Source organism: Bacillus sp. SW14, from assembly GCF_047608225.1.
In the GTDB taxonomy this organism is placed as follows: domain Bacteria; phylum Bacillota; class Bacilli; order Bacillales; family Bacillaceae; genus Bacillus; species Bacillus subtilis_G.
Window position 1 is genome coordinate 323,087 of the sequence record NZ_JBLKRW010000001.1, and the last position, 19,459, is coordinate 342,545.

Sequence of the window (19,459 nt, forward strand, 5' to 3'; positions counted from 1 at the left end):
GGAACAGGTGTGTTTTTCTTTGCTTATTTCCAAACATCATTAGCGATCTCAACCACATGGCGCAGCTTCGCCCATTGCTGTTCTTCAGTCAGCTTGTTGCCTTCTTCAGTGGAAGCGAATCCGCATTGAGGGCTGAGGCAAAGCTGGTCTAAGCTCACATAACGGGACGCTTCTTCGATACGGCGTTTCACAGCGTCCGGATGTTCAAGCTCGCCGAATTTAGAGGTCACTAAGCCAAGGACAAGCTGAAGGTCAGAGCGCTTCACATAACGGAGCGGTTCAAATCCGCCTGAGCGTGAATCATCGTATTCCAAGAACAGCCCGTCCAGATTCAAACCGTCAAAAATGGTTTCGGCTGCCGCGTCATAGCCGCCTTCAGCTGTCCAAGTGGATTGGAAGTTGCCGCGGCAAATGTGCATGGTCACCGTCAGGTCATCCGGACGATCCGCAATCGCGTCGTTAATGGATTTCGCAAACAGCTGGCGAAGCTCGTCTGGCGTTGTTCCGAATGCTTCGATTTGTTTTAAGCCTTTTTCAGATAAGAAAACAGCCCATGCCGTATCATCAAGCTGGAGGTAGCGGCAGCCTCTGTCATAAAACGCTTGAATCGCTTTTTTATATGCTTTGGATACATCATGCTGGAAAAGCTGATAGTCGTTTTTGTACGCATCCTTTTCAAGCTTTCCGCGGAAAAACAGCATATTCGGGCTTGGGATCGTCATCTTCGGCGTCGCGTCACCTGCAATGCTATGGAGAAATGAATAATCTTCAAGCAATGGGTGAGTTGAAAAGTCGATATCACCTGTGACTTTAATGCCGCGTGCTTTTGTCTGTACGTTATGAAATTGAATGCCGTGCTCAGGAATAAACGGCTCAACCCCATCCAAGTTTTCCAGAAAATCAAAATGCCACCACGCTCTGCGGAATTCGCCGTCTGTCACGACGTTCAGGCCGGTTTCCTTCTGTTTTTCCACAATGCGGATAATTTCATCGTTTTCGATCTGGCGAAGCTGTTCAGCCGTAATCTCGCCGGCGGCTTTTTGCAGCCGCGATTTTTTGACGGGCTCAGACCTCAGCAGGCTTCCGACTTGATCCGCGCGAAATGGCGGTTTTTGTCTTTGAAGTGATTTTTGTTCTGCGGGTGTTGTTTGTTGTGGCATGTTGTTCATTCCTTCTTTCCATTCAAATATAAAAAAGCTCTTCCTTTGGATAAGGAAGAGCTTGCGTGACAATCTCAACCTTATCTTCAAGAGCAATCAATGCTCTAAAGGATTTAGCACCATTCTGTTAAACAGCGGTTGCCGGGTATCGCAGGGCCAGTCCCTCCACCTCTCTTGATAAGGAAAACCTTTTTATGAAATTTTCTGATAGTATCTATTATTCACACATTTTATATTTCTGTCAATGATAGATTATCTCCACACATCGTTGGCGATGTCGATGACGTGGCGCAGCTTCGCCCATTGCTGCTCCTCTGTCAAAAGATTTCCTTCTTCTGTAGAGGCGAAACCGCACTGCGGGCTGAGGCAAAGCTGGTCAAGGCTGACAAAGCGCGCCGCTTCATTGATTCGGCGTTTCACATCCTCAGGGTTTTCCAGCTCGCCGTATTTTGATGTAATTAAGCCAAGCACAATTTGCAGATCCTTGCGTTTCACGAAACGGAGCGGATCAAAATTTCCGGAGCGGTCATCATCATATTCCAAGAACAGGCCGTCCAAGTTTAAGCCGTCCAAAATCGTTTCCGCTACAGCGTCATAGCCTCCTGATGCCGCCCAAGTCGACTTGAAGTTGCCGCGGCAAATGTGCATCGTGATTGTTAAATCATCAGGGCGGTCCGCGACTGCATCGTTAATCGTTTTGGCAAATAAGGCGGGCAATGTGTCAGGGTCGCCGCCGAGTGCCCTAACGACCTCTCTGCCTTTTTCCTCAAAGAAGAGAGACCATGACGTATCATCTAGCTGAAGATAGCGGCATCCAGCGTCATAGAAGGCGTTGATTGCTTTTTTGTACGCTTGGGCCAGATCATGAAAGTATTCCTCTTGATCGTCATAAATTCCTTTATCGGCCTTTTCACCGAAAAACAGCATATTCGGGCTCGGAATCGTCAATTTAGGTGTCGCGTCGCCGGCAATCTCATGTAAAAATTGATAATCAGCAAGCGCTGGGTGGTTCGTAAAATCGAGTTTTCCTGTCACTTTGATGCTGCGTGCTTTTGTTTTTACGTTATGGAACTGAATCCCTTCAGCGGGAATGAACGGTTCCACACCGTCAAGCCCTTCGAGAAAATCATAATGCCACCAAGAACGGCGGAATTCACCGTCTGTTACCACGTCGAGACCGATTTCTTTTTGTTTTTTGACAATGCGAGTGATTTCCTTGTTTTCAATCTCACGAAGCTGTTCAGCTGTGATCTCGCCGGACGCTTTTTTCTTGCGGGCTTCTTTCACCGGAGCAGAACGCAGTAAACTGCCGACATGATCGGCGCGGAAAGGAGCTTTGTTTTGTTTTTCTGATTTTTGTCCTGCAACATTTGTTTGTTGAGCCATGTCATTCGCCTCTTTTCTGAAATATGGTAAGCATGAAAAAAGCTCTTCCTTTGAGTAAGGAAGAGCTTGAATGATCAAATCTCCGCCTCATCTGCAAGAACGCAATGTTCTTAAGGATTTAGCACCATTCTGTTTGAAACAGCGGTTGCCGGGTATCACAGGGCCAGTCCCTCCACCTCTCTTGATAAGGTACATCTTCATATTTACATTTTAATTATCTTAATATTATTACTTTTGAATCAATTGTCAACACTTTTTTAGAAAAGACTCTCATCTTCATCGTCATATAAGACCATATCCAACACGATAGCGATGGCCGTGCAAAGCAGCACATCTTCCTCGTTTGCAATCTGAAGCCTACTTTTGAATTTGCCTGATCACGGACTGGGGGCAAGGGTTTTCAAGTTCCAAATCTAGTGATCAGAAATTCTGCTGATTTTTTTGCACCGTTTTTTCCGCGTAATAATTGTTCCATGGCAGCGGCACTTTCCTGATAACTTTTGTTGTTTAATAACAAATGAAGGGTTTGTTCTATATTTCTTTTATTTACTTTATTTTTGTGTAGCTTCAATGCATTTCCGAACGTCAAGCAATCATCAATATTTGCTTCTTGTTCAGCCTGCAAACCAATGCCAATAAACGGTTTTCCAGATAGGCAAGCGGTTTGTACAGTCCCTTCACCGCCATGAATAATAGATAAATCCACGATTTTAGAAACTTCATGTGCAGGCAATAAATCACAAATGTGAATATGTGGATTGTTCTGATATTCTCTTACACTATCTCCTAACAGTTTTTTCATAGGGCAAATCACTGTTACATTTAATTTGCCAAGAATATGAAGGATAGTAGACACCAGCTGTTTTCCGCCTGAACTTCCCATTGCAAAATAGATAAGAGGTTTATCTCGATTCAAACGAGTGAGTTCGTGCGGTATTTCTGTGTCCAGTTTAGCGAAAATGGGGCCAACGTATCGATCGTTTTTCGGTAATCTGCTGACGCCTGTGATTTCAGAGATGTTTGTAATCAAGTTATAATCAGCGTCTAACATATCTATCGTGTATTTTGGGAATTGAACGTTGTACATCGCACTAACTTTGGAAAATGAACGGGGGATGTAGCGCATATGTAAAATCATATTTCGGTAAATCGATAAAAGCCTCTTCTCTGGCATTAATTTTGATAAGCGACTTAAAAAACCAGGCAACTTTACATTGCCGTATGAAAGATGGGTTCTTGTGTATGCGAAAGGCTTTATATAAACGAGTTTTACATCACAAGCTCTTGCTGAGATAAATAAGCTTAACGTCGTTCCAATCACGATGGCGGCAGGTTTATATAGAGAAATGAGTTCAATTTCACTTTCAACTCTCTGCTTCACCATTTTAAAGGTGAAAGGATTTTTGACCGTTTTCATTTGATCGGCTTTCATGATGAGTTCAATTTGAGCATCTGTTAAATGTGGCGATAACAGGTGAAATGTAAAACCGGCTTCTTCAATGAGGTACGAATATGTTGTAGAGTACCCCATAAAAATACAATGGAATTGATTTCTGCAATGTTTAGCGGTTTCAATGGCTCGGGTTGTTTCAGCCAAATTGAAAGTTTCTGGCGCAAATATTAGCGTTTTAATGACAGACATCCTTTCTCTGTTCATGAAATGAAAAAAGGCTGCGTTGTTCAGCAGCCTTTTCGTTTGAAATATCGTTTTAGGAAAGATGCATCCGGCGTTTTTGGCGGATGGCGTCAAGGTCGATTAGGTTGTTATGATGAGGTGCGGCTGCTGGCAGAGGGTTTGTCTTTTGCGGTTTGCGGCGATTGTCCTTGCTGAAAGAAAAAAGAAGATAGCCGCATAATGCGATGATAATAAATAGGATCATTTTACATACCTCCCAAAAAAAGTTTTGGTATCTCTATTGTACGGATAAATTGTCAAAAAGTATTCAAAAAATTCTAAATCAATCAAAAATAAATAACTGCCCCTCTAAAACAGTTTAACCTGATGACCTGAAAATAGTCTTGAATCACGGTGAATGTTCTAGTTGATGTTTAGTTCTATAGTTACTATCGACGAGAAAATAAATTCCTTTATATAACTTTTAACCTAAAATTATGTGATTACAAATACCTATTTTTGGATGTTTTTTTCTTGCTTGTTTGATGTATACCCTATTTATCTTAATTAAACACAAAAAACCCAAATCACGGAGCATTTGGGCGGTACGAGGGTATGCAGATTGTGGTTTTGAGGATTTGGATGACTGATCAGAAGAAGCGTTTGAACATTTTTCTAATCTTTTGAAATGCGCTTGATTTCTTTTGTGTGTTAAGCGGCCGGGTCATGATCCATTTTTTCAATAAACTTTTTGCAGCGATTGCATGTTTTGTCATTGTTTTTCCCCCTCATCCGTTGATACTTGTTTTACGGAGGACGTATGAAAAATGTTTCATTTTCACGTAAAAAAACCAGTCCTTTTTTTAGACTGGCTTTTGGCATTATGCTTGTTCTTCAAACTGCTTTGCAATCTCAACGATGACGTTTACGGCTTTAACCATGTTATCCGCTGAAATGTATTCGAATTTACCGTGGAAGTTTTCGCCGCCTGTAAAGATGTTTGGCGTCGGAAGCCCCATGTAGGACAGCTGGGAACCGTCCGTGCCCCCGCGGATTGGGGAAATCTTCGGTTCGATGCCGAGGTTTTCCATCGCTTGCTTGGCGATGTTTACGATTTCGATGACAGGTTCGATTTTCTCTCTCATGTTGTAGTATTGATCGTTCATATCAAGGTGAACCCGGTCTTGCCCATATTCGTTTTGAAGTTCCTCAACGACACGCTTCATCGTTGCTTTTCTGCTTTGGAATTTCTCTTTGTCAAAGTCTCTGATAATGTAGTGAAGCTTTGTTTCCTCTACATCTCCTTGAATTGACAGCAGGTGGTAGAAGCCTTCGTAGCCTTCTGTATATTCAGGCGCTTCATCTGCCGGCAGCAGGCTGTTCAGCTTCATCGCGATTTTGGCGGAATTGATCATTTTTCCTTTTGCCGTGCCGGGATGTACGTTGTTGCCTTTGACTGTGATTTTTGCGGCCGCGGCATTGAAGCTTTCGTACTCAAGTTCGCCAAGCGGGCCGCCGTCAACTGTATAGGCAAAGGACGCATTGAACCGTTTCACATCAAACTTGTGCGGTCCTCTTCCGATTTCTTCATCAGGCGTAAACGCGACTCTGATGGTGCCGTGCTTGATTTCAGGGTGTTTGATGAGGTAATCCATGGCTGTCATGATTTCGGCAATCCCGGCTTTATTGTCTGCGCCGAGCAGGGTTGTGCCGTCAGTGGTGATGAGTGTGTGGCCCTTATAGCCAGATAGCTCAGGGTATTGATCAGGTGACAGGATGACCTGCGGTTTTTCATTGAGAACGATGTCTTTTCCATCGTAGCTTTCAACGATTTGCGGATTCACATTTTTGCCGGTAAAGTCTGTAGCGGTGTCGACGTGAGCGAGAAAGCCGATTGTCGGCACGTCTTTTTCAGTATTGGAGGGAAGAGTCGCCATCACATAACCGTTTTCGTCAATCGCTGCATCCTGCATGCCGATAGATTTCAATTCATCAACAAGCATGTTTCCTAACGTCAATTGGCCGGGTGTGGAAGGGCAGGTGTCGACGGATTCATCAGACTGCGTGTCGACTTTTACGTATGTAGTAAACCGTTCAATGATTTCTTCTTTCATTTCCAATCATCTCCTTTGTCTTATCTTATCATGGCGGGACGAGAGATTTCTATTGCACAATACCGTTACGGATGGCAAACACGACTGCCTGTGTCCGGTCTTGGGCGTTGCATTTTTGCAGGATGCGGTGCACGTGGGTTTTCACAGTGCTTTCACTGACGAATAGCTTTTCAGCAATCTCTTCATTTCTCAATCCGTAGGCCATTTGCTGAAGAACCTCGAGCTCTCTTTTGGTAAACGATTCTGCCAGTTTATCAGCTTGTGTCTGTTGCTTCGCGCGAAATGTTTCACTGATGATTTTCGCGGCTGTGGCTGTGCGAAAAATAGCTTCACCTCTGGCAGCAGCTCGGATGGCGTCTATCAGTTCTTCTGGAATTGTATCCTTCAGCAGATAGCCGACAGCGCCCGCGCGGATGCCTTCAAAGACATATTCCTCTGTATCAAAGGTAGTTAAAATGACAATCTTTGTCTCTGGCAGTGCGGACATAATGTCTTTCGCCGCTTCAATGCCTGAGCAATGCGGCATTTGGACATCCATGAGGATGATGTCGGGTTTTGTTTCCTTTGCCAGTGCAATCATGCCATGACCGTCGCCGGCCTCACCGGAAACCGTCATATCCGGCTGTGCGTTGATGACATAGCGGAGCCCTTCACGCACAAGCGGCTGATCATCAGCTAGTGCAACGCGTATTTTGTCTTTGTTCATCTTTTTGCTCCTTGTTCGTTGTCGTAAGCGGCAATGCCAGCTCGATTTTGAGGCCGCTCGGCTGTATGGCGCTGAGAGATAGGGAACCGCCTGCTTTTTCAGCGCGCTCTTTCATTCCTGTCAGCCCAAAACCATAAGTAAGATGGCCTGTGAATTGGCCGTCATCGCTTATTGTGACATAGAGATGGGTCTCGTCGTTAGAAATGACAGCCGCGGCTTGGGAAGCGTGAGCGTGACGAATGGTATTGGTCAGCGCTTCCTGCAAGATGCGGTAGATCGTCTCGCTTACGTTTTGAGGCCAAGACTCTCCTGAAAGGCCGGCGGTGTCTAAAGAGACGTGCAAGCCGCTCCGTTCCTCCACTTGATGGATAAGCCCCCGCAAAGCGGTAAGACCGACCATTGATTCACTTCGGCCCATTTGATGAACGACAGACCGTACTTCTTGAAGGCATTCTCTGGCGACACTCAGTACATTTTGGATGACCTTTTCTGAATTCTCCTTGCTGCTTTTCAGGATATAGGGAAGAGATTGAAGCTGTACAATCACAGAAGTCAATTCATGGCCGATGCTGTCATGGATGTCCCGGGCAATTCTAGTACGCTCCTCAAGGACCGCGTACCTTAAAGAGAGAACAGAAGCCTCTTGCAGTTCTGTATGCGCTTTCTGGAGTTCTTCATGCGCCTGCTCCAGCTGCAGGTGCATTTTGGCTAGTTGGGTATGATTCCGTTCAGCCTCTTTTCTCGCTTCTCTTCTGAAACGCATGGAGGAGAAGAAAACGTACAGTCCGATCATGATCGAGATGTTGCCTATAATGGTATCCAAGTCTCCCCCATGTGTGGATAGCAATAATATGTTGCCTCCAATCAAACACGCTGTAAAAATCAAGGAAAGCCGTGAAGAGAGCCTAAAGGCCGCATAAACCATTAAAAACACGATCAAAAAATAGGCGGCTCCCTGCTCTTGGCCGGAAACAGCCCAAAGAAAAACGGTCAGGAGCCAAAGTCCGGTGAATATGACCAAATTGACAGCAGCAGATGCCACAAAGGGAATGACCCAAATGAATGCTAGATACACCGCAAACACAAACGCTAACAAAATGGGATCGGCTTTGGATGGGTGAGATAAAAATTGTATGCCATTCAAAATGAGAATAAGGCTCGGCACAAGCTTCTTGTAGTGCCGGGCCGGAGATTGTCGGTTCATGCTGGTCCTTCTTTCAGTTATTGAATCGATACTTTGCCAGCGGTCAGCCGTCTGTATGCTTTATAAAGCATGACGTTACGGGCTGTGATGGTGCCGAGGGGAATGAAGAACATAGAATGAATAATAGCCATAAACATCTCGTTGCTCTCAGGCAGCCATGTTCTCGCGGCCATGCGCAAAGAAAGTATCACTAGAATGAGAATAACACTTCCAAGGGAGCCTCGTGAAGTGACCTTTCCAGTTTCAGGGTGAACCCGCACGGTTACCATCTTCCCGATGCCAAACCCGCAGGCCAGCCCGACTAGTAATAAAATGCCGCTGATCACCACGTGTAAAATAGAATGAAAATATACCGGCTGAAATGAGGCAGATATACCCCATAAGAGCAGCAGCGGAATGATCAGCAATTTCCCAGGCTTTACCGTTCGTTCTCGATACATCGATAAAATAATAAAAATAAATCCAATCAACATATAGGGGCTCATCGCCATGTCATCAAATCCTTTCTGCATTAAGCATAGCGAATATTGGAAAAGAAAACGTCAACCGGCAGATTGATTTTTCAGCTGCTATACTTGTTCGCGCCGCATAAAGTCATGTAACATGGCGTGAAAGTGCTGAATGTCCTCATTGTTTCTTTTCCACATCATAAACGTCTGGGACGCCGGCAATTCAAGATGCGGGGGCGTACTTACAGCCATCAGCTTTTTTTCCGCTTCTTCCTGCTTGATGATGTAGGCGGGGAGAAAAGACGCTCCCATTCCCGCTTTTATCATATGGACAGCCGTATCAGTCTGCCCGGCAGCCATCGTTTGAAGGTGAGGGTAATGTGAACGGATGTTATGTAAAAAGGTATCCCCATATGAAGGGTGATCATGCGTGAGAAGCCGATAATGGCTGAAGACAGAAGCAGCATCAGCAGGCCTGTTTTCCTGGAATGGGGCCGCAAGACACAGCGTGCCTTCGCATATGTGCTGATAATAGAGTGTGTTTGAGTTCGGATCTTTCCGCGACAAACCAATATCCGCTTCATTTTGTTCCACCGCTTTTTTGATCTCATCAGATCCAGCCACATGAGTTGAAAGTTCAACATGCGGATGTTTTTGGATATAAGCCGGGAGAAAGCGAGGCAAGATATAGGATGCAATGTAGGGATGGACGGCCAGTGTAAGTGAACGGCTGTATCCCTGCTTCCATTGGCTGACTTTTTGCTTTCCGGCTTGGTATACATTGATCATTTCTTTGGCATAAGGCAAAAACAGCCTGCCTTCGTCAGTCAGGACGACGCGTCTCCCGCGATGCAAAAACAGCCGCATGTCCAGTTCATTTTCCAATTTTCTTATATGTTGAGAAACAGCCGGCTGGGTGAGGTAAAGACGCTCAGCCGTTTCCCTGAAGTTCTCTGATGCCGCTGCGACAATAAAGGTTTGCAGCCATTTTAAATCCATAACCTATCTCCTTCACTGCAAGTAATCAATAACAAATTGTTAAGTGAACATGCGCATTTGCTTATCACTGATTATACATCCATTCGTTTAGTATACCTATAGAACGAGAAAATAGAGAGAGGGATTCATATATGAACATATACGTAGAAGCAAATCCGTATTTACATGACAAGTTTTCAAAATACACTGATGAAAAATATAAAAGAGAAGGGAATCCATTTGTATCCTTTCCGATTCGTTTTGAGGACGTCCCACCCGGCGCAAAGACGCTCGCGCTTACTTTCATTGATCATGACGCCATTCCCGTATGCGGGTTCAGCTGGATTCACTGGACAGCGGCTAACATTCCGGCGCGCATCGGAGAGCTTCCTGAACATGCGAGCGAGGAAAGACAGGACTTGATGATACAAGGGCAAAATAGCTTCGCTTCACCGCTTGCGGGAAGCAGCAATCCAAAGGTGATTCACCAGTATTGCGGACCGACACCGCCTGACAAGGATCATGCTTACGCGCTGACAGTTTATGCTTTAGACACAGAGCTGAATCTTCAGCAGGGCTTTTATATGAATCAGCTCTATCAAGAAATGAAGGGGCGCATTCTCGATGAGACCTCTATTGAATTACTGGCAAGGGTTTAAGAAGAAAATATGAAGAAACGGTTAATAAACAATTAAACTTCTTGAAAATGGATGTAGAAAGCTTCTGAAAACTTTATAATATTAAACAATACATTCTCTTTAGGAGGTTATTCATCATGGCAATACTTGTAACAGGCGGAGCGGGATACATCGGGAGCCACACATGTATTGAATTATTAAACAGCGGCTATGAGATTGTCGTTCTAGATAATCTGTCCAACAGTTCGGCTGAGGCGCTGAACCGCGTCAAGGAGATTACAGGAAAAGATGTAACGTTCTATGAAGCGGATCTATTGGACCGGGAAGCGGTAGATTCTGTTTTTGCGGAAAATGAAATTGAAGCTGTGATTCATTTTGCGGGGTTAAAAGCGGTCGGTGAATCTGTTGCGATTCCGCTCAAATATTATCATAACAACCTGACGGGAACGTTTATGTTATGTGAGGTCATGGAGAAATACGGCGTCAAGAAAATCGTGTTCAGTTCATCCGCGACGGTGTACGGCGTTCCGGAAACATCGCCGATTACCGAAGACTTCCCATTAGGTGCGACCAATCCTTATGGGCAGACAAAGCTCATGCTGGAACAAATTTTGCGTGATTTGTATACAGCCGACAATGAGTGGAGCGTTGCGCTGCTTCGTTACTTTAATCCGTTCGGCGCTCATCCAAGCGGACGAATCGGTGAAGACCCGAACGGCATTCCGAATAACCTCATGCCATATGTAGCGCAGGTAGCGGTAGGAAAGCTAGAGCAATTAAGCGTATTCGGGAATGACTATCCGACAAAAGACGGGACAGGCGTACGCGATTATATTCATGTCGTTGATCTCGCTGAAGGCCATGTCAAAGCGCTGGAAAAAGTACTGAACACCACAGGAGCCGATGCGTACAACCTCGGAACAGGCACAGGCTACAGCGTGCTAGAAATGGTCAAAGCCTTTGAAAAAGTGTCAGGGAAAGAGGTTCCGTACCGTTTTGCGGACCGCCGTCCTGGAGACATCGCGACCTGCTTCGCAGATCCTGCAAAAGCCAAGCGGGAACTGGGCTGGGAAGCGAAACGCGGCCTTGAGGAAATGTGTGCTGATTCTTGGAGATGGCAGTCTTTGAATGTGAATGGGTATAAGAGTGTAAAATCATAAACAAAAGGGCTGGAGATTTCCCCAGCCCTTCTTTTTATTGATCCAAGTTTACTTCAAATGTAAATGGATTAATTGTAATATCGTAGTTTTCGGAAGAACCTTCTAAAATAACATTTGCTGTTTTGCTTTCGATTTTAGGGAAGACAATAATCCCTTCAGTTTTAACGCCCGGTAAGATTTCACTTTGAATTTCAGGATACTCTGAAAGGTCGGATTTAGGCTCAATCTGTTTATTATCAGCTGTAATTTTGGCATTAAAGTCATAAAAGCTGATTTCATCTTGTGATTTGTTTTCGATCTTTACATACAGGCGAGTTTCTTTTTCCGCAAGTTCAACTTTTTGAAGTGTGAGCGCAAATCCGTGCTGGTTCTGTGTTTTATCTACGTTAATTGTTTTTTGAGCTGGGGCGAAAGCTGTTGCATAGTCGCTTTTTTCAATGGAATCGGCAATGATTCTAGGGGCTGAAACTGATCCGCCCAATGCGTTTTCACCATCATATTTGTCTTTCACCGTACCTACTACATGAATAATGTCGTCATCTTTAATATCTAAATCAGGGTCGTCGATCATAATAAGAGTATTTTTGCTTAACTTTTCCGGATTATTATAGCCCTGAAGATATGTACCATCGTCGTCTTGTTCAACGTCAAAAACTTTTACATACAGATCGACTTTATAATTTTTAAATTGATCGGCATTAGTATATAGTTTTTCGATATCAGCCTTTTGTACTGTTTTAGTTGACTTTGTAGAGTCGGAGCTGGTTGTAGTAGAAGCTTGAGAGTCTCCGCTATTTCCGATGTTCGCAATAATAATAATAATGACTACCATCGCTAGAATAAACGTAATGATTTTATGCCTCATAAAAAAGTTACGTTGATCTTTACCGCAATTCGGACATTTCTTAACACCTTTTGCAATCTCTTGGCCGCAAGCTTTACAGTGTAGTAGCTTTCCTGACATTATGTTCCCTCCTATGTAATTAATTTCTTTAAATATACGTTCTATTTTGCCTATATATTTTCATACAGTCAATGATAAATTGGAAAAAACCTTTTAATTTATATCTGTTCAAAAAGGCACTTTGTATCATATCGACCGAATCTTTCATTTATTAACAGCTGATGATCTTTTTTGTTTCTCTTAATTTATTGAATAAATCTCCGCAAATACCTCTTGAACCAATTCAAACCGTCCCTTATAATGCTAATATTGGAAAGAAAAAATGATAGGATAAAAACATTGGTTTTCTAGGGTTCCGCAATGCATATTGGACTGTGACCGAGAGAAAACACATAGCAGCCCGGCTGTTATGACACGGTGGGATAAAAGCCCAGGAGTTTCTGCTCTTTTGCGAGAGCGTACTCCTGGGCTTTTTTGTTGATACTATCTGGAGAAGGAGTGTTTTGTGGTGAAAAAGAAAATGCTTGATGTGCTGATGCTTGTGATTGGCGCTTTTTTCTTCGCGCTTGCGGTGAATTTGTTTGCGATTCCCAATGACCTTGGGGAAGGCGGGGTCACTGGGATTACGCTGATTTTATACTATATCTTTCAATGGTCTCCCGGTGTGACAAACTTTATTTTAAATGCATTTTTGCTCTTAATCGGCTACAAATTTTTAGACGGTAAAACCACGGTCTATACCATCATTGCTGTTGCGGCGAATTCGCTATTCCTCCATCTGACACATGGGTGGAGCACTCCGTCTGATGAATTGATCATTAATACGATTTTCGCGGGTGTTTTTGCGGGAGTCGGGATCGGAATGATTATCCGGGTCGGGGGGACGACAGCCGGCTCTGCGATTTTGGCCAGAATCGCTAATAAATATTTAGATTGGAATATTAGCTATGCGTTATTGTTTTTTGATTTAATCGTGGTATTTAGCTCTTACTTTATCATTGGCGCGGAAAAAATGATGTTCACGATCGTGATGCTGTATATCGGTACGAAAGTGATGGACTTTATTATTGAAGGCTTGAATACGAAAAAAGCCATTACGGTCATTTCAGAACATAAGAGTGAGATTTCAGAGAAGGTAAATAACTTGATGGATCGGGGTGTGACGATTTTATCAGGGAAGGGAAGCTATACAGGCCAGTCAAAAGAGATTTTATATATTGTCATTAACAAACAAGAGCTGTCTATGCTGAAGAAAATCATCAGAAGCTGTGACAAAAAAGCGTTTGTGATCGTTCATGACGTACGTGATGTGTTTGGAGAAGGGTTTGTTGATATATCGAAATAAAGAAAAATCCCTCTGCACTTGATGCAGAGGGATTTGTTCGTTTAGAACGGATATTTGCGGTATTGCTTCTGGATCGAAATCCATTTCGTTACGGTAAACTCTTCGACCACCCACGGATTTCCGAAGCGGCCGACACCGCTTGCTTTGTTTCCGCCAAAGGCGATATTCGGTGAATCATTGACAGACTGGTCGTTGACATGGGTCATTCCGCTGTCAATTTGCAGGGCGAACGTTTCACCTTTCTCTAAATCAGAAGTGAAAACTGCCGAGCTGAGCCCGTATTCAGTATCGTTTGCCATGTCAATCGCTTCCTGATCGCTGGAGGCTTTGATAATGGTGGCAATCGGGGCAAACAGCTCTGTTTGGGCAATTTTGCTGTTGTTGTCAGCGCCGACAAAGACATACGGTGTGAGTACGTTTCCGACGCGTTTTCCTTCAACCGCAAGCTCGATGCCGTCTGCTTTTGCCTGCTCAATGATTTCCAGCGCTTTCTCGATTTGGCCCTCATTGATCAGCGGTCCGACTACGGTTTTCGGATCGGTTTGATCGCCGTACGGAAGCTCTTTGACACGTGCAGTGAATTTTTCAACAAATTCATCGTACACATCTTGGTGAACGATGATTCTGTTGATAATCATGCATATCTGTCCCTGATGAATAAATTTCCCGAAAATCGCTGCGTCTACGGCACGATCGACATCCGCGTCGGAAAGGACGGCAAATGGGTTGTTGCCGCCGAGCTCAAGGGCCATTCGCTTGAAGTTGCGCCCGGCGATTTCACCGATGTGGCGCCCGACTGCGGTTGATCCTGTAAAGCTGATTAATCTTGGGATTGGGTTAGTCAGCATGCCGTCTCCGATTTCCTTTAAGTCCGTCAACATGACGTTAAGGACACCCGCAGGAAGGCCAGCGTGTTCGAACGCTTTCGCAATAATGGTTCCGCCGGAAAGAGCGGTTTGGATATCAGGCTTGTGAACAACACTGTTTCCCAGCGCAATCGCAGGCGCAATCGTTCTCATTGATAAATTCATCGGAAAATTAAATGGAGAAATCGATGAAATCACGCCGAGCGGAAGGCGGTAAATCTTGTTGATTTTCCCTTCAATGTCGGATGGAACCTCTTTGATGCCGCCTAATTCGCCGGTATACGTAATGGCTTCATCTAAAATCGCAATGGTTTGTTCAAGCTCGATCGTGGCTTTAATGATCGTTCCGCCGGTTTCGCGGGAGATCATCATGATGATGTCATCGCGGTTTTCCTGTAAATAGCCTCGCGCTTTTTGCAGAACTGCTTTTCGATCTTCTGTTGTGCTCTTGGCCCACTCTTTTTGCGCCCGCTGTGCAATGTCAAACGCATCCTCCAGCTGCTTGCTTGTTGCCAAAGATGCTGTTGTAATCACAGACTGGTCGTATGGATTCAAGATATCCTCCGTACGTCCGCTTTCCCCTTCTGTCCATCTTCCGTAGATAAAACTTTTGTTTAACGCTTCTAAAGCCATTGATGATCATCCTCCTTTGGTCCTGCATTACTCTTCTATTTCCGTTGAGACCGATATGTAAACGAATCGGTTTTCCCTTTCAGTTTCTCGTCTGCTGTGCAGGATATACTCTTTTTTATTGGAGAACATGAGTGTTTCGCCTTATACTGGATATACAGATCCTTACATAAAGAGAGGAGACCATATGAAATCGCTGCTGGCTATTTATCCCGGTTCGATTGTGTCTGAGGAGCTTTGCGTACAGGAAGGCTGTCTATGTTTTTTTGATGAGAACAGTCAGAGATATATCTCCATTCCAAAAACAGAGATCAGCGAAAAAGAGATGATGCTGCTGCAGTCATTTTTGACGCCTGCGGATGAGGTCAATCAAATGTCTTTGAAGTCGGCGGAAGAAAATAAGTGGTTTGCGTTTCTTTTTTCTAGAGGGGAAGTGCCGGCGGATATAAAGAAGCGAACGAGATTTGTTCATTTTCATTTGATCGGTAATATAGAGCGGACGTCATTTGCGGAAGCTGTTCGTCATTTTTGGCCGGTGTCTTTTGTGATTGTGTGGATGCATGAGGACAGAGGCGTGATTGTCGAGCAGGAAAGTGAAGCGGCGGCGGGGAAGGACGAACTTGAATCGCTTGCTAAGGTTCTTGAGAGTGATTTCTACTTCAGTGTCCGTTTTTACGCCGGGAGATTTTATGAACCGGATGAGAGTCTCCGTACTCATTACGCCCGTGAACAGACGTATTTCCTCTTTGCTGAAAAGCGGCTGCCTCAGATGCAAAGTGTGACCTTTGACATGCTCTTTCCTTTTTTATTATTAGAAACAGAAAAAGAAAAGCTGCAAACGCTGCTCTCTGAAGAAGCTGAGCTTTTATTTGAAAATGAACCTGAGCTGAGAAAGACAATCAAGCTCTTTATTGAAAACAACTCAAACGTGACGTTAACGGCGAAACAGCTGCATCTGCACCGTAACAGCCTGCAATATCGAATTGACAAGTTTGTTGAGCGGTCAGGGATAGACATTAAAACATATAAAGGCGCGCTGCTCGCCTATTTTATCTGCCTGCAAAGCAAAAGTTCAGAATAAATTGGAAATATGCACGAAAATGGCTGGTTGATTTTATGAACACTGCCCATATCAGTGATATGGAAATGCTGTTACACTCAAGTTAGGAAAGCGTTTACAATAACAAAGGGGGAATCAAGATGGCTGAATTGCGGATGGAGCACATTTATAAATATTATGAGCAGAAGGAAGCGGCTGTTGATGACTTTAACCTTCACATTGACGATAAGGAATTTATCGTATTCGTCGGCCCGTCCGGCTGCGGGAAATCAACGACGCTGCGGATGGTGGCAGGACTTGAAGAAATTTCAAAAGGCGATTTTTATATTGAGGGAAAACGGGTAAATGATGTAGCGCCAAAGGACAGGGATATCGCGATGGTCTTTCAAAACTACGCGCTCTATCCGCATATGACGGTCTACGATAATATCGCATTCGGGCTGAAACTTCGGAAAATGCCGAAGCCTGAAATCAAAAAAAGAGTAGAAGAAGCCGCTAAAATTCTCGGGCTGGAAGAATATTTACACCGTAAACCGAAAGCGCTGTCAGGCGGACAGAGACAGCGGGTCGCGCTTGGACGGGCGATCGTGCGGGATGCAAAGGTGTTCCTGATGGATGAGCCTTTGTCGAACCTGGACGCGAAGCTGAGGGTGCAAATGCGTGCGGAAATTATTAAGCTCCATCAGAGACTGCAAACCACAACGATTTACGTAACGCATGACCAGACAGAAGCGCTGACGATGGCGACACGGATCGTGGTCATGAAAGATGGAAAAATCCAGCAGATCGGGACGCCGAAGGATGTATATGAATTCCCTGAAAACGTCTTTGTCGGCGGTTTTATCGGGTCACCGGCGATGAACTTTTTCAAAGGAAAGCTGACGGAAGGCGTCATCAAAATCGGGTCTGCGGCATTAACCGTGCCGGAAGGAAAAATGAAAGTGCTGCGTGAAAAGGGCTATATCGGCAAAGAAGTCATCTTCGGCATTCGTCCTGAGGATATTCATGATGAATTGATTGTGGTTGAATCGTATAAGAACTCTTCGATTAAAGCGAAAATCAATGTCGCAGAGCTGCTTGGTTCAGAAATCATGATTTATTCGCAGATCGAAAACCAAGACTTTATTGCGCGGATCGATGCCCGTCTCGATATTCAATCAGGTGATGAGCTGACGGTTGCGTTTGATATGAATAAAAGCCATTTCTTTGACAGTGAGACAGAAGTGAGAATTCGCTAGTTCTAAACCGGACATGGAGACATGTCCGGTTTTTTTCTTTCTCTAAGGTTTACAGAAAAAACCGCAGCGGGTAGTGGTTGGTAAGAAAGGAGAGATAGAGATGTGGCATGCGGCAATGTGGGGCGGGATCTCAGGCTCTGCTGTTTTGCTGGGCGCGCTGGCGTCCATGTTTTTTTCGATTCGCAAACAGATCATCGGCTATATTATGGCTTTTGGCACAGGGGTATTAATTGGCGCGGCGGCTTACGAACTTCTCGGGGATGCAGTGGCTGAAGGCGGAATTGTGTCGACAGGCGCCGGATTTATTGCGGGCGCGGTCGTTTTTACGATGTTTGATTACGCGGTTTCTAAAAGAGGCGCGTCACATAGAAAAAGATCGGGACAAGCAGCTGCCAGCGGCGGAGGAATCGCCATTTTTATCGGTACCGTCATGGACGCTGTCCCGGAATCGATTATGATTGGCGCCAGTCTTCTCGAAGAACAATCGGTCAGCTTCCTTTTGGTGATCGCTATTTTTATCAGCAATATACCTGAAGGGCTGTCCAGTACAACAGGAATGAAAAGCAGCGGGTATACCAGAACGAAAATTTTGCTGCTTTGGGCCGCAGTGCTCGTGATTTCAATTCTCGCTTCATGGTCAGGTTATTTCTTTCTAAACGGTGCTTCTGAAGAAGTGATGTCAGCAATCGCGGCGTTTGCGGGCGGAGGAATCATTGCGATGGTTGCGTCGACGATGATGCCCGAGGCGTACGAAGACAGCGGTCCGATGACAGGTTTAATCGCTGCACTTGGGCTGTTAACCTCGCTGGTTTTGAATCAGTTTTCTTAAATGTGCCGGTCATACTTCCATGTCCGGTTTTTTTGCTTGAAAATTTCAGAAAAAAACCGATGAAAAAGGAGGAAGAAATAGACAGAAAGCAGGAGAACGATGAAACAATTGATTTTAAGCATTTTTCTTTTGGGAAGCTGCTTGGCTCTGGCGGCTTGCGCTGATCAAGAGGCGAACGCGGAGCAGCAGATGCCGAAAGCGGAACAAAAGAAACCGGAAGAAAAGACAATACATGTTCAGAAAAAAGAGGACGATACATCCGCATGGATCAAAACAGAGAAACCGGCAAAGCTGCCGATTTTGATGTATCACAGCATTTCCTCAGGAAACAGCCTCCGTGTCCCGAAGGAAGAATTCGAAGCGCATATGAAATGGCTGCACGATAACGGCTATCAGACATTAACGCCGAAAGAGGCGTACCTCATGCTGACGCAGGATAAAAAGCCGAGTGAGAAATGCGTGCTGATCACGTTTGATGACGGATACACCGACAATTATCAATACGCGTATCCGGTGATGAAATTGTACGGGATGAAGGCGACGATTTTTATGATCGGCAAATCGATCGGACATCAACATCATCTGACAGAGAACCAAATGAAAGAAATGGCGCAGAACGGCGTATCGATTGAAAGCCATACAATTGACCACCTTGAACTGAACGGGTTATCGCCTGAACAGCAGTACAATGAGATGGCTGATTCGAAAAAGCTGTTTGACAACATGTTTCATCAAGAAACCTCCATCATCAGTTATCCAGTGGGGCGCTACAATGAGGAGACACTGAAGGCAGCCAAAGAAACGGGCTATCAAATGGGTGTGACGACAGAACCGGGCGCGGCATCGAGAGACCAGGGAATGTACGCCCTCCACCGAGTGCGCGTGTCTCCGGGCATGTCAGGTGCGGCTTTTGGCGCATACATTGAGTCGATGAAATAAAAAAAGGCGGCGCTTAAACGCCGCCGTCTCCTCCTCCGCAGCCGGAATCACTGAAACTGCCGTCACTGCCGCATCCTCCGTTATGGTGCGAGCCATGGTCTGAATAACCCCCGAAAAACCCGCTGTCCGCATGCTGGCGGCTTTTGTTTTCCAAGGGCTTTGGCTGTACGACTGAAACGAAAACAATAATCGCTATAATGAATAAGATAATCACAATCACTTCTGGTCACTCCCTTTT

The 19,459-nt window shown here is 44.8% G+C and carries 19 protein-coding genes, 2 pseudogenes and 3 riboswitches; of the genes and pseudogenes, 7 read left to right on the forward strand and 14 right to left on the reverse strand.

The features are described 5' to 3' along the window. Positions 1 to 23 precede the first annotated feature (23 nt). The 11 genes and pseudogenes from ACMX2I_RS01700 to ACMX2I_RS01750 all read right to left on the reverse strand — a co-directional run bounded on the left by ACMX2I_RS01700 (position 24) and on the right by ACMX2I_RS01750 (position 9,633). Positions 24 to 1,160, reverse strand: a complete 1,137-nt coding sequence (locus tag ACMX2I_RS01700; protein WP_414955983.1) for a 5-methyltetrahydropteroyltriglutamate--homocysteine S-methyltransferase — start codon at positions 1,158 to 1,160, stop codon at positions 24 to 26. Positions 1,161 to 1,237: 77 nt separating this feature from the next. Continuing rightward, positions 1,238 to 1,344, reverse strand: a riboswitch (SAM riboswitch). A gap of 68 nt (positions 1,345 to 1,412) precedes the next feature. After that, complete coding sequence (locus ACMX2I_RS01705) at positions 1,413 to 2,546, reverse strand: 5-methyltetrahydropteroyltriglutamate--homocysteine S-methyltransferase (RefSeq protein WP_414955984.1); 1,134 nt, start codon at positions 2,544 to 2,546, stop codon at positions 1,413 to 1,415. An 84-nt stretch (positions 2,547 to 2,630) separates the two neighbouring features. Continuing rightward, a riboswitch (SAM riboswitch) is annotated at positions 2,631 to 2,737 on the reverse strand. A gap of 66 nt (positions 2,738 to 2,803) precedes the next feature. Then, positions 2,804 to 2,902, reverse strand: a pseudogene (locus ACMX2I_RS01710) (hypothetical protein); the annotation flags it as partial. A 44-nt stretch (positions 2,903 to 2,946) separates the two neighbouring features. Then, positions 2,947 to 4,188 (reverse strand): glycosyltransferase, encoded by a 1,242-nt coding sequence (locus ACMX2I_RS01715; RefSeq protein WP_414955985.1) that lies wholly within the window; start codon positions 4,186 to 4,188, stop codon positions 2,947 to 2,949. Positions 4,189 to 4,255: 67 nt separating this feature from the next. Beyond that, positions 4,256 to 4,512, reverse strand: a pseudogene (locus tag ACMX2I_RS01720) (hypothetical protein). A gap of 299 nt (positions 4,513 to 4,811) precedes the next feature. Continuing rightward, positions 4,812 to 4,937, reverse strand: a complete 126-nt coding sequence (locus ACMX2I_RS01725) for a hypothetical protein (RefSeq protein ID WP_277986971.1) — start codon at positions 4,935 to 4,937, stop codon at positions 4,812 to 4,814. 105 nt (positions 4,938 to 5,042) lie between these two features. Next, positions 5,043 to 6,275: a peptidase T gene (gene pepT / locus ACMX2I_RS01730; protein ID WP_414955986.1), complete on the reverse strand. Its 1,233-nt coding sequence runs from the start codon at positions 6,273 to 6,275 to the stop codon at positions 5,043 to 5,045. A gap of 49 nt (positions 6,276 to 6,324) precedes the next feature. Further along, on the reverse strand, positions 6,325 to 6,981 hold the full coding sequence (locus ACMX2I_RS01735) for a response regulator (RefSeq protein ID WP_414955987.1): 657 nt from the start codon (positions 6,979 to 6,981) through the stop codon (positions 6,325 to 6,327). Further along, a complete protein-coding gene (locus ACMX2I_RS01740) occupies positions 6,947 to 8,185 on the reverse strand; it encodes a sensor histidine kinase (protein ID WP_414955988.1) in 1,239 nt (412 codons plus the stop codon). The genes ACMX2I_RS01735 and ACMX2I_RS01740 overlap by 35 nt, the downstream gene beginning before the upstream one ends. A 17-nt stretch (positions 8,186 to 8,202) precedes the next feature. Beyond that, the gene (locus tag ACMX2I_RS01745) at positions 8,203 to 8,676 is read right to left on the reverse strand and encodes a DUF1453 domain-containing protein (protein WP_289348751.1); all 474 of its coding nucleotides are present in this window, start codon (positions 8,674 to 8,676) and stop codon (positions 8,203 to 8,205) included. Positions 8,677 to 8,754: 78 nt separating this feature from the next. After that, entirely contained in the window at positions 8,755 to 9,633 is an 879-nt protein-coding gene (locus ACMX2I_RS01750) for a LysR family transcriptional regulator (protein WP_414955989.1), read from the reverse strand. A gap of 131 nt (positions 9,634 to 9,764) precedes the next feature. Here ACMX2I_RS01750 and ACMX2I_RS01755 point away from each other — a divergent pair, with 131 nt between their 5' ends. Beyond that, positions 9,765 to 10,271, forward strand: a complete 507-nt coding sequence (locus ACMX2I_RS01755; RefSeq protein ID WP_333516364.1) for a YbhB/YbcL family Raf kinase inhibitor-like protein — start codon at positions 9,765 to 9,767, stop codon at positions 10,269 to 10,271. A 116-nt stretch (positions 10,272 to 10,387) separates the two neighbouring features. Then, positions 10,388 to 11,410, forward strand: coding sequence for a UDP-glucose 4-epimerase GalE (gene galE / locus ACMX2I_RS01760; RefSeq protein ID WP_289348748.1), 1,023 nt, complete (start codon positions 10,388 to 10,390; stop codon positions 11,408 to 11,410). A 34-nt stretch (positions 11,411 to 11,444) separates the two neighbouring features. On the opposite strand, the gene ACMX2I_RS01765 is transcribed toward galE, so the two are convergent. Further along, entirely contained in the window at positions 11,445 to 12,374 is a 930-nt protein-coding gene (locus tag ACMX2I_RS01765) for a zinc ribbon domain-containing protein (protein WP_414955990.1), read from the reverse strand. 276 nt (positions 12,375 to 12,650) lie between these two features. After that, positions 12,651 to 12,753, forward strand: a riboswitch (guanidine-I (ykkC/yxkD leader). Positions 12,754 to 12,822: 69 nt separating this feature from the next. Here ACMX2I_RS01765 and ACMX2I_RS01770 point away from each other — a divergent pair. Next, positions 12,823 to 13,659 (forward strand): YitT family protein, encoded by an 837-nt coding sequence (locus ACMX2I_RS01770; RefSeq protein ID WP_087993255.1) that lies wholly within the window; start codon positions 12,823 to 12,825, stop codon positions 13,657 to 13,659. A gap of 41 nt (positions 13,660 to 13,700) precedes the next feature. On the opposite strand, the gene ACMX2I_RS01775 is transcribed toward ACMX2I_RS01770, so the two are convergent. Then, positions 13,701 to 15,158, reverse strand: coding sequence for an aldehyde dehydrogenase family protein (locus tag ACMX2I_RS01775; protein ID WP_414955991.1), 1,458 nt, complete (start codon positions 15,156 to 15,158; stop codon positions 13,701 to 13,703). A gap of 184 nt (positions 15,159 to 15,342) precedes the next feature. Between ACMX2I_RS01775 and ACMX2I_RS01780 the strand changes: the two genes are divergently transcribed. The 4 genes from ACMX2I_RS01780 (at position 15,343) to ACMX2I_RS01795 (ending at position 19,221) form a co-directional block, all read left to right on the forward strand. Next, positions 15,343 to 16,236 (forward strand): PucR family transcriptional regulator, encoded by an 894-nt coding sequence (locus ACMX2I_RS01780; RefSeq protein WP_414955992.1) that lies wholly within the window; start codon positions 15,343 to 15,345, stop codon positions 16,234 to 16,236. Positions 16,237 to 16,355: 119 nt separating this feature from the next. Continuing rightward, positions 16,356 to 17,453 (forward strand): maltodextrin ABC transporter ATP-binding protein MsmX, encoded by a 1,098-nt coding sequence (msmX, locus tag ACMX2I_RS01785; protein WP_087993252.1) that lies wholly within the window; start codon positions 16,356 to 16,358, stop codon positions 17,451 to 17,453. 100 nt (positions 17,454 to 17,553) lie between these two features. Then, on the forward strand, positions 17,554 to 18,282 hold the full coding sequence (locus ACMX2I_RS01790) for a ZIP family metal transporter (protein WP_414955993.1): 729 nt from the start codon (positions 17,554 to 17,556) through the stop codon (positions 18,280 to 18,282). A gap of 99 nt (positions 18,283 to 18,381) precedes the next feature. Then, positions 18,382 to 19,221 (forward strand): polysaccharide deacetylase family protein, encoded by an 840-nt coding sequence (locus ACMX2I_RS01795; RefSeq protein WP_414955994.1) that lies wholly within the window; start codon positions 18,382 to 18,384, stop codon positions 19,219 to 19,221. A gap of 13 nt (positions 19,222 to 19,234) precedes the next feature. Here the strand turns inward: ACMX2I_RS01795 and ACMX2I_RS01800 are convergent, their stop codons facing one another. Continuing rightward, on the reverse strand, positions 19,235 to 19,441 hold the full coding sequence (locus tag ACMX2I_RS01800; RefSeq protein ID WP_253268677.1) for a hypothetical protein: 207 nt from the start codon (positions 19,439 to 19,441) through the stop codon (positions 19,235 to 19,237). Positions 19,442 to 19,459 lie beyond the last annotated feature (18 nt).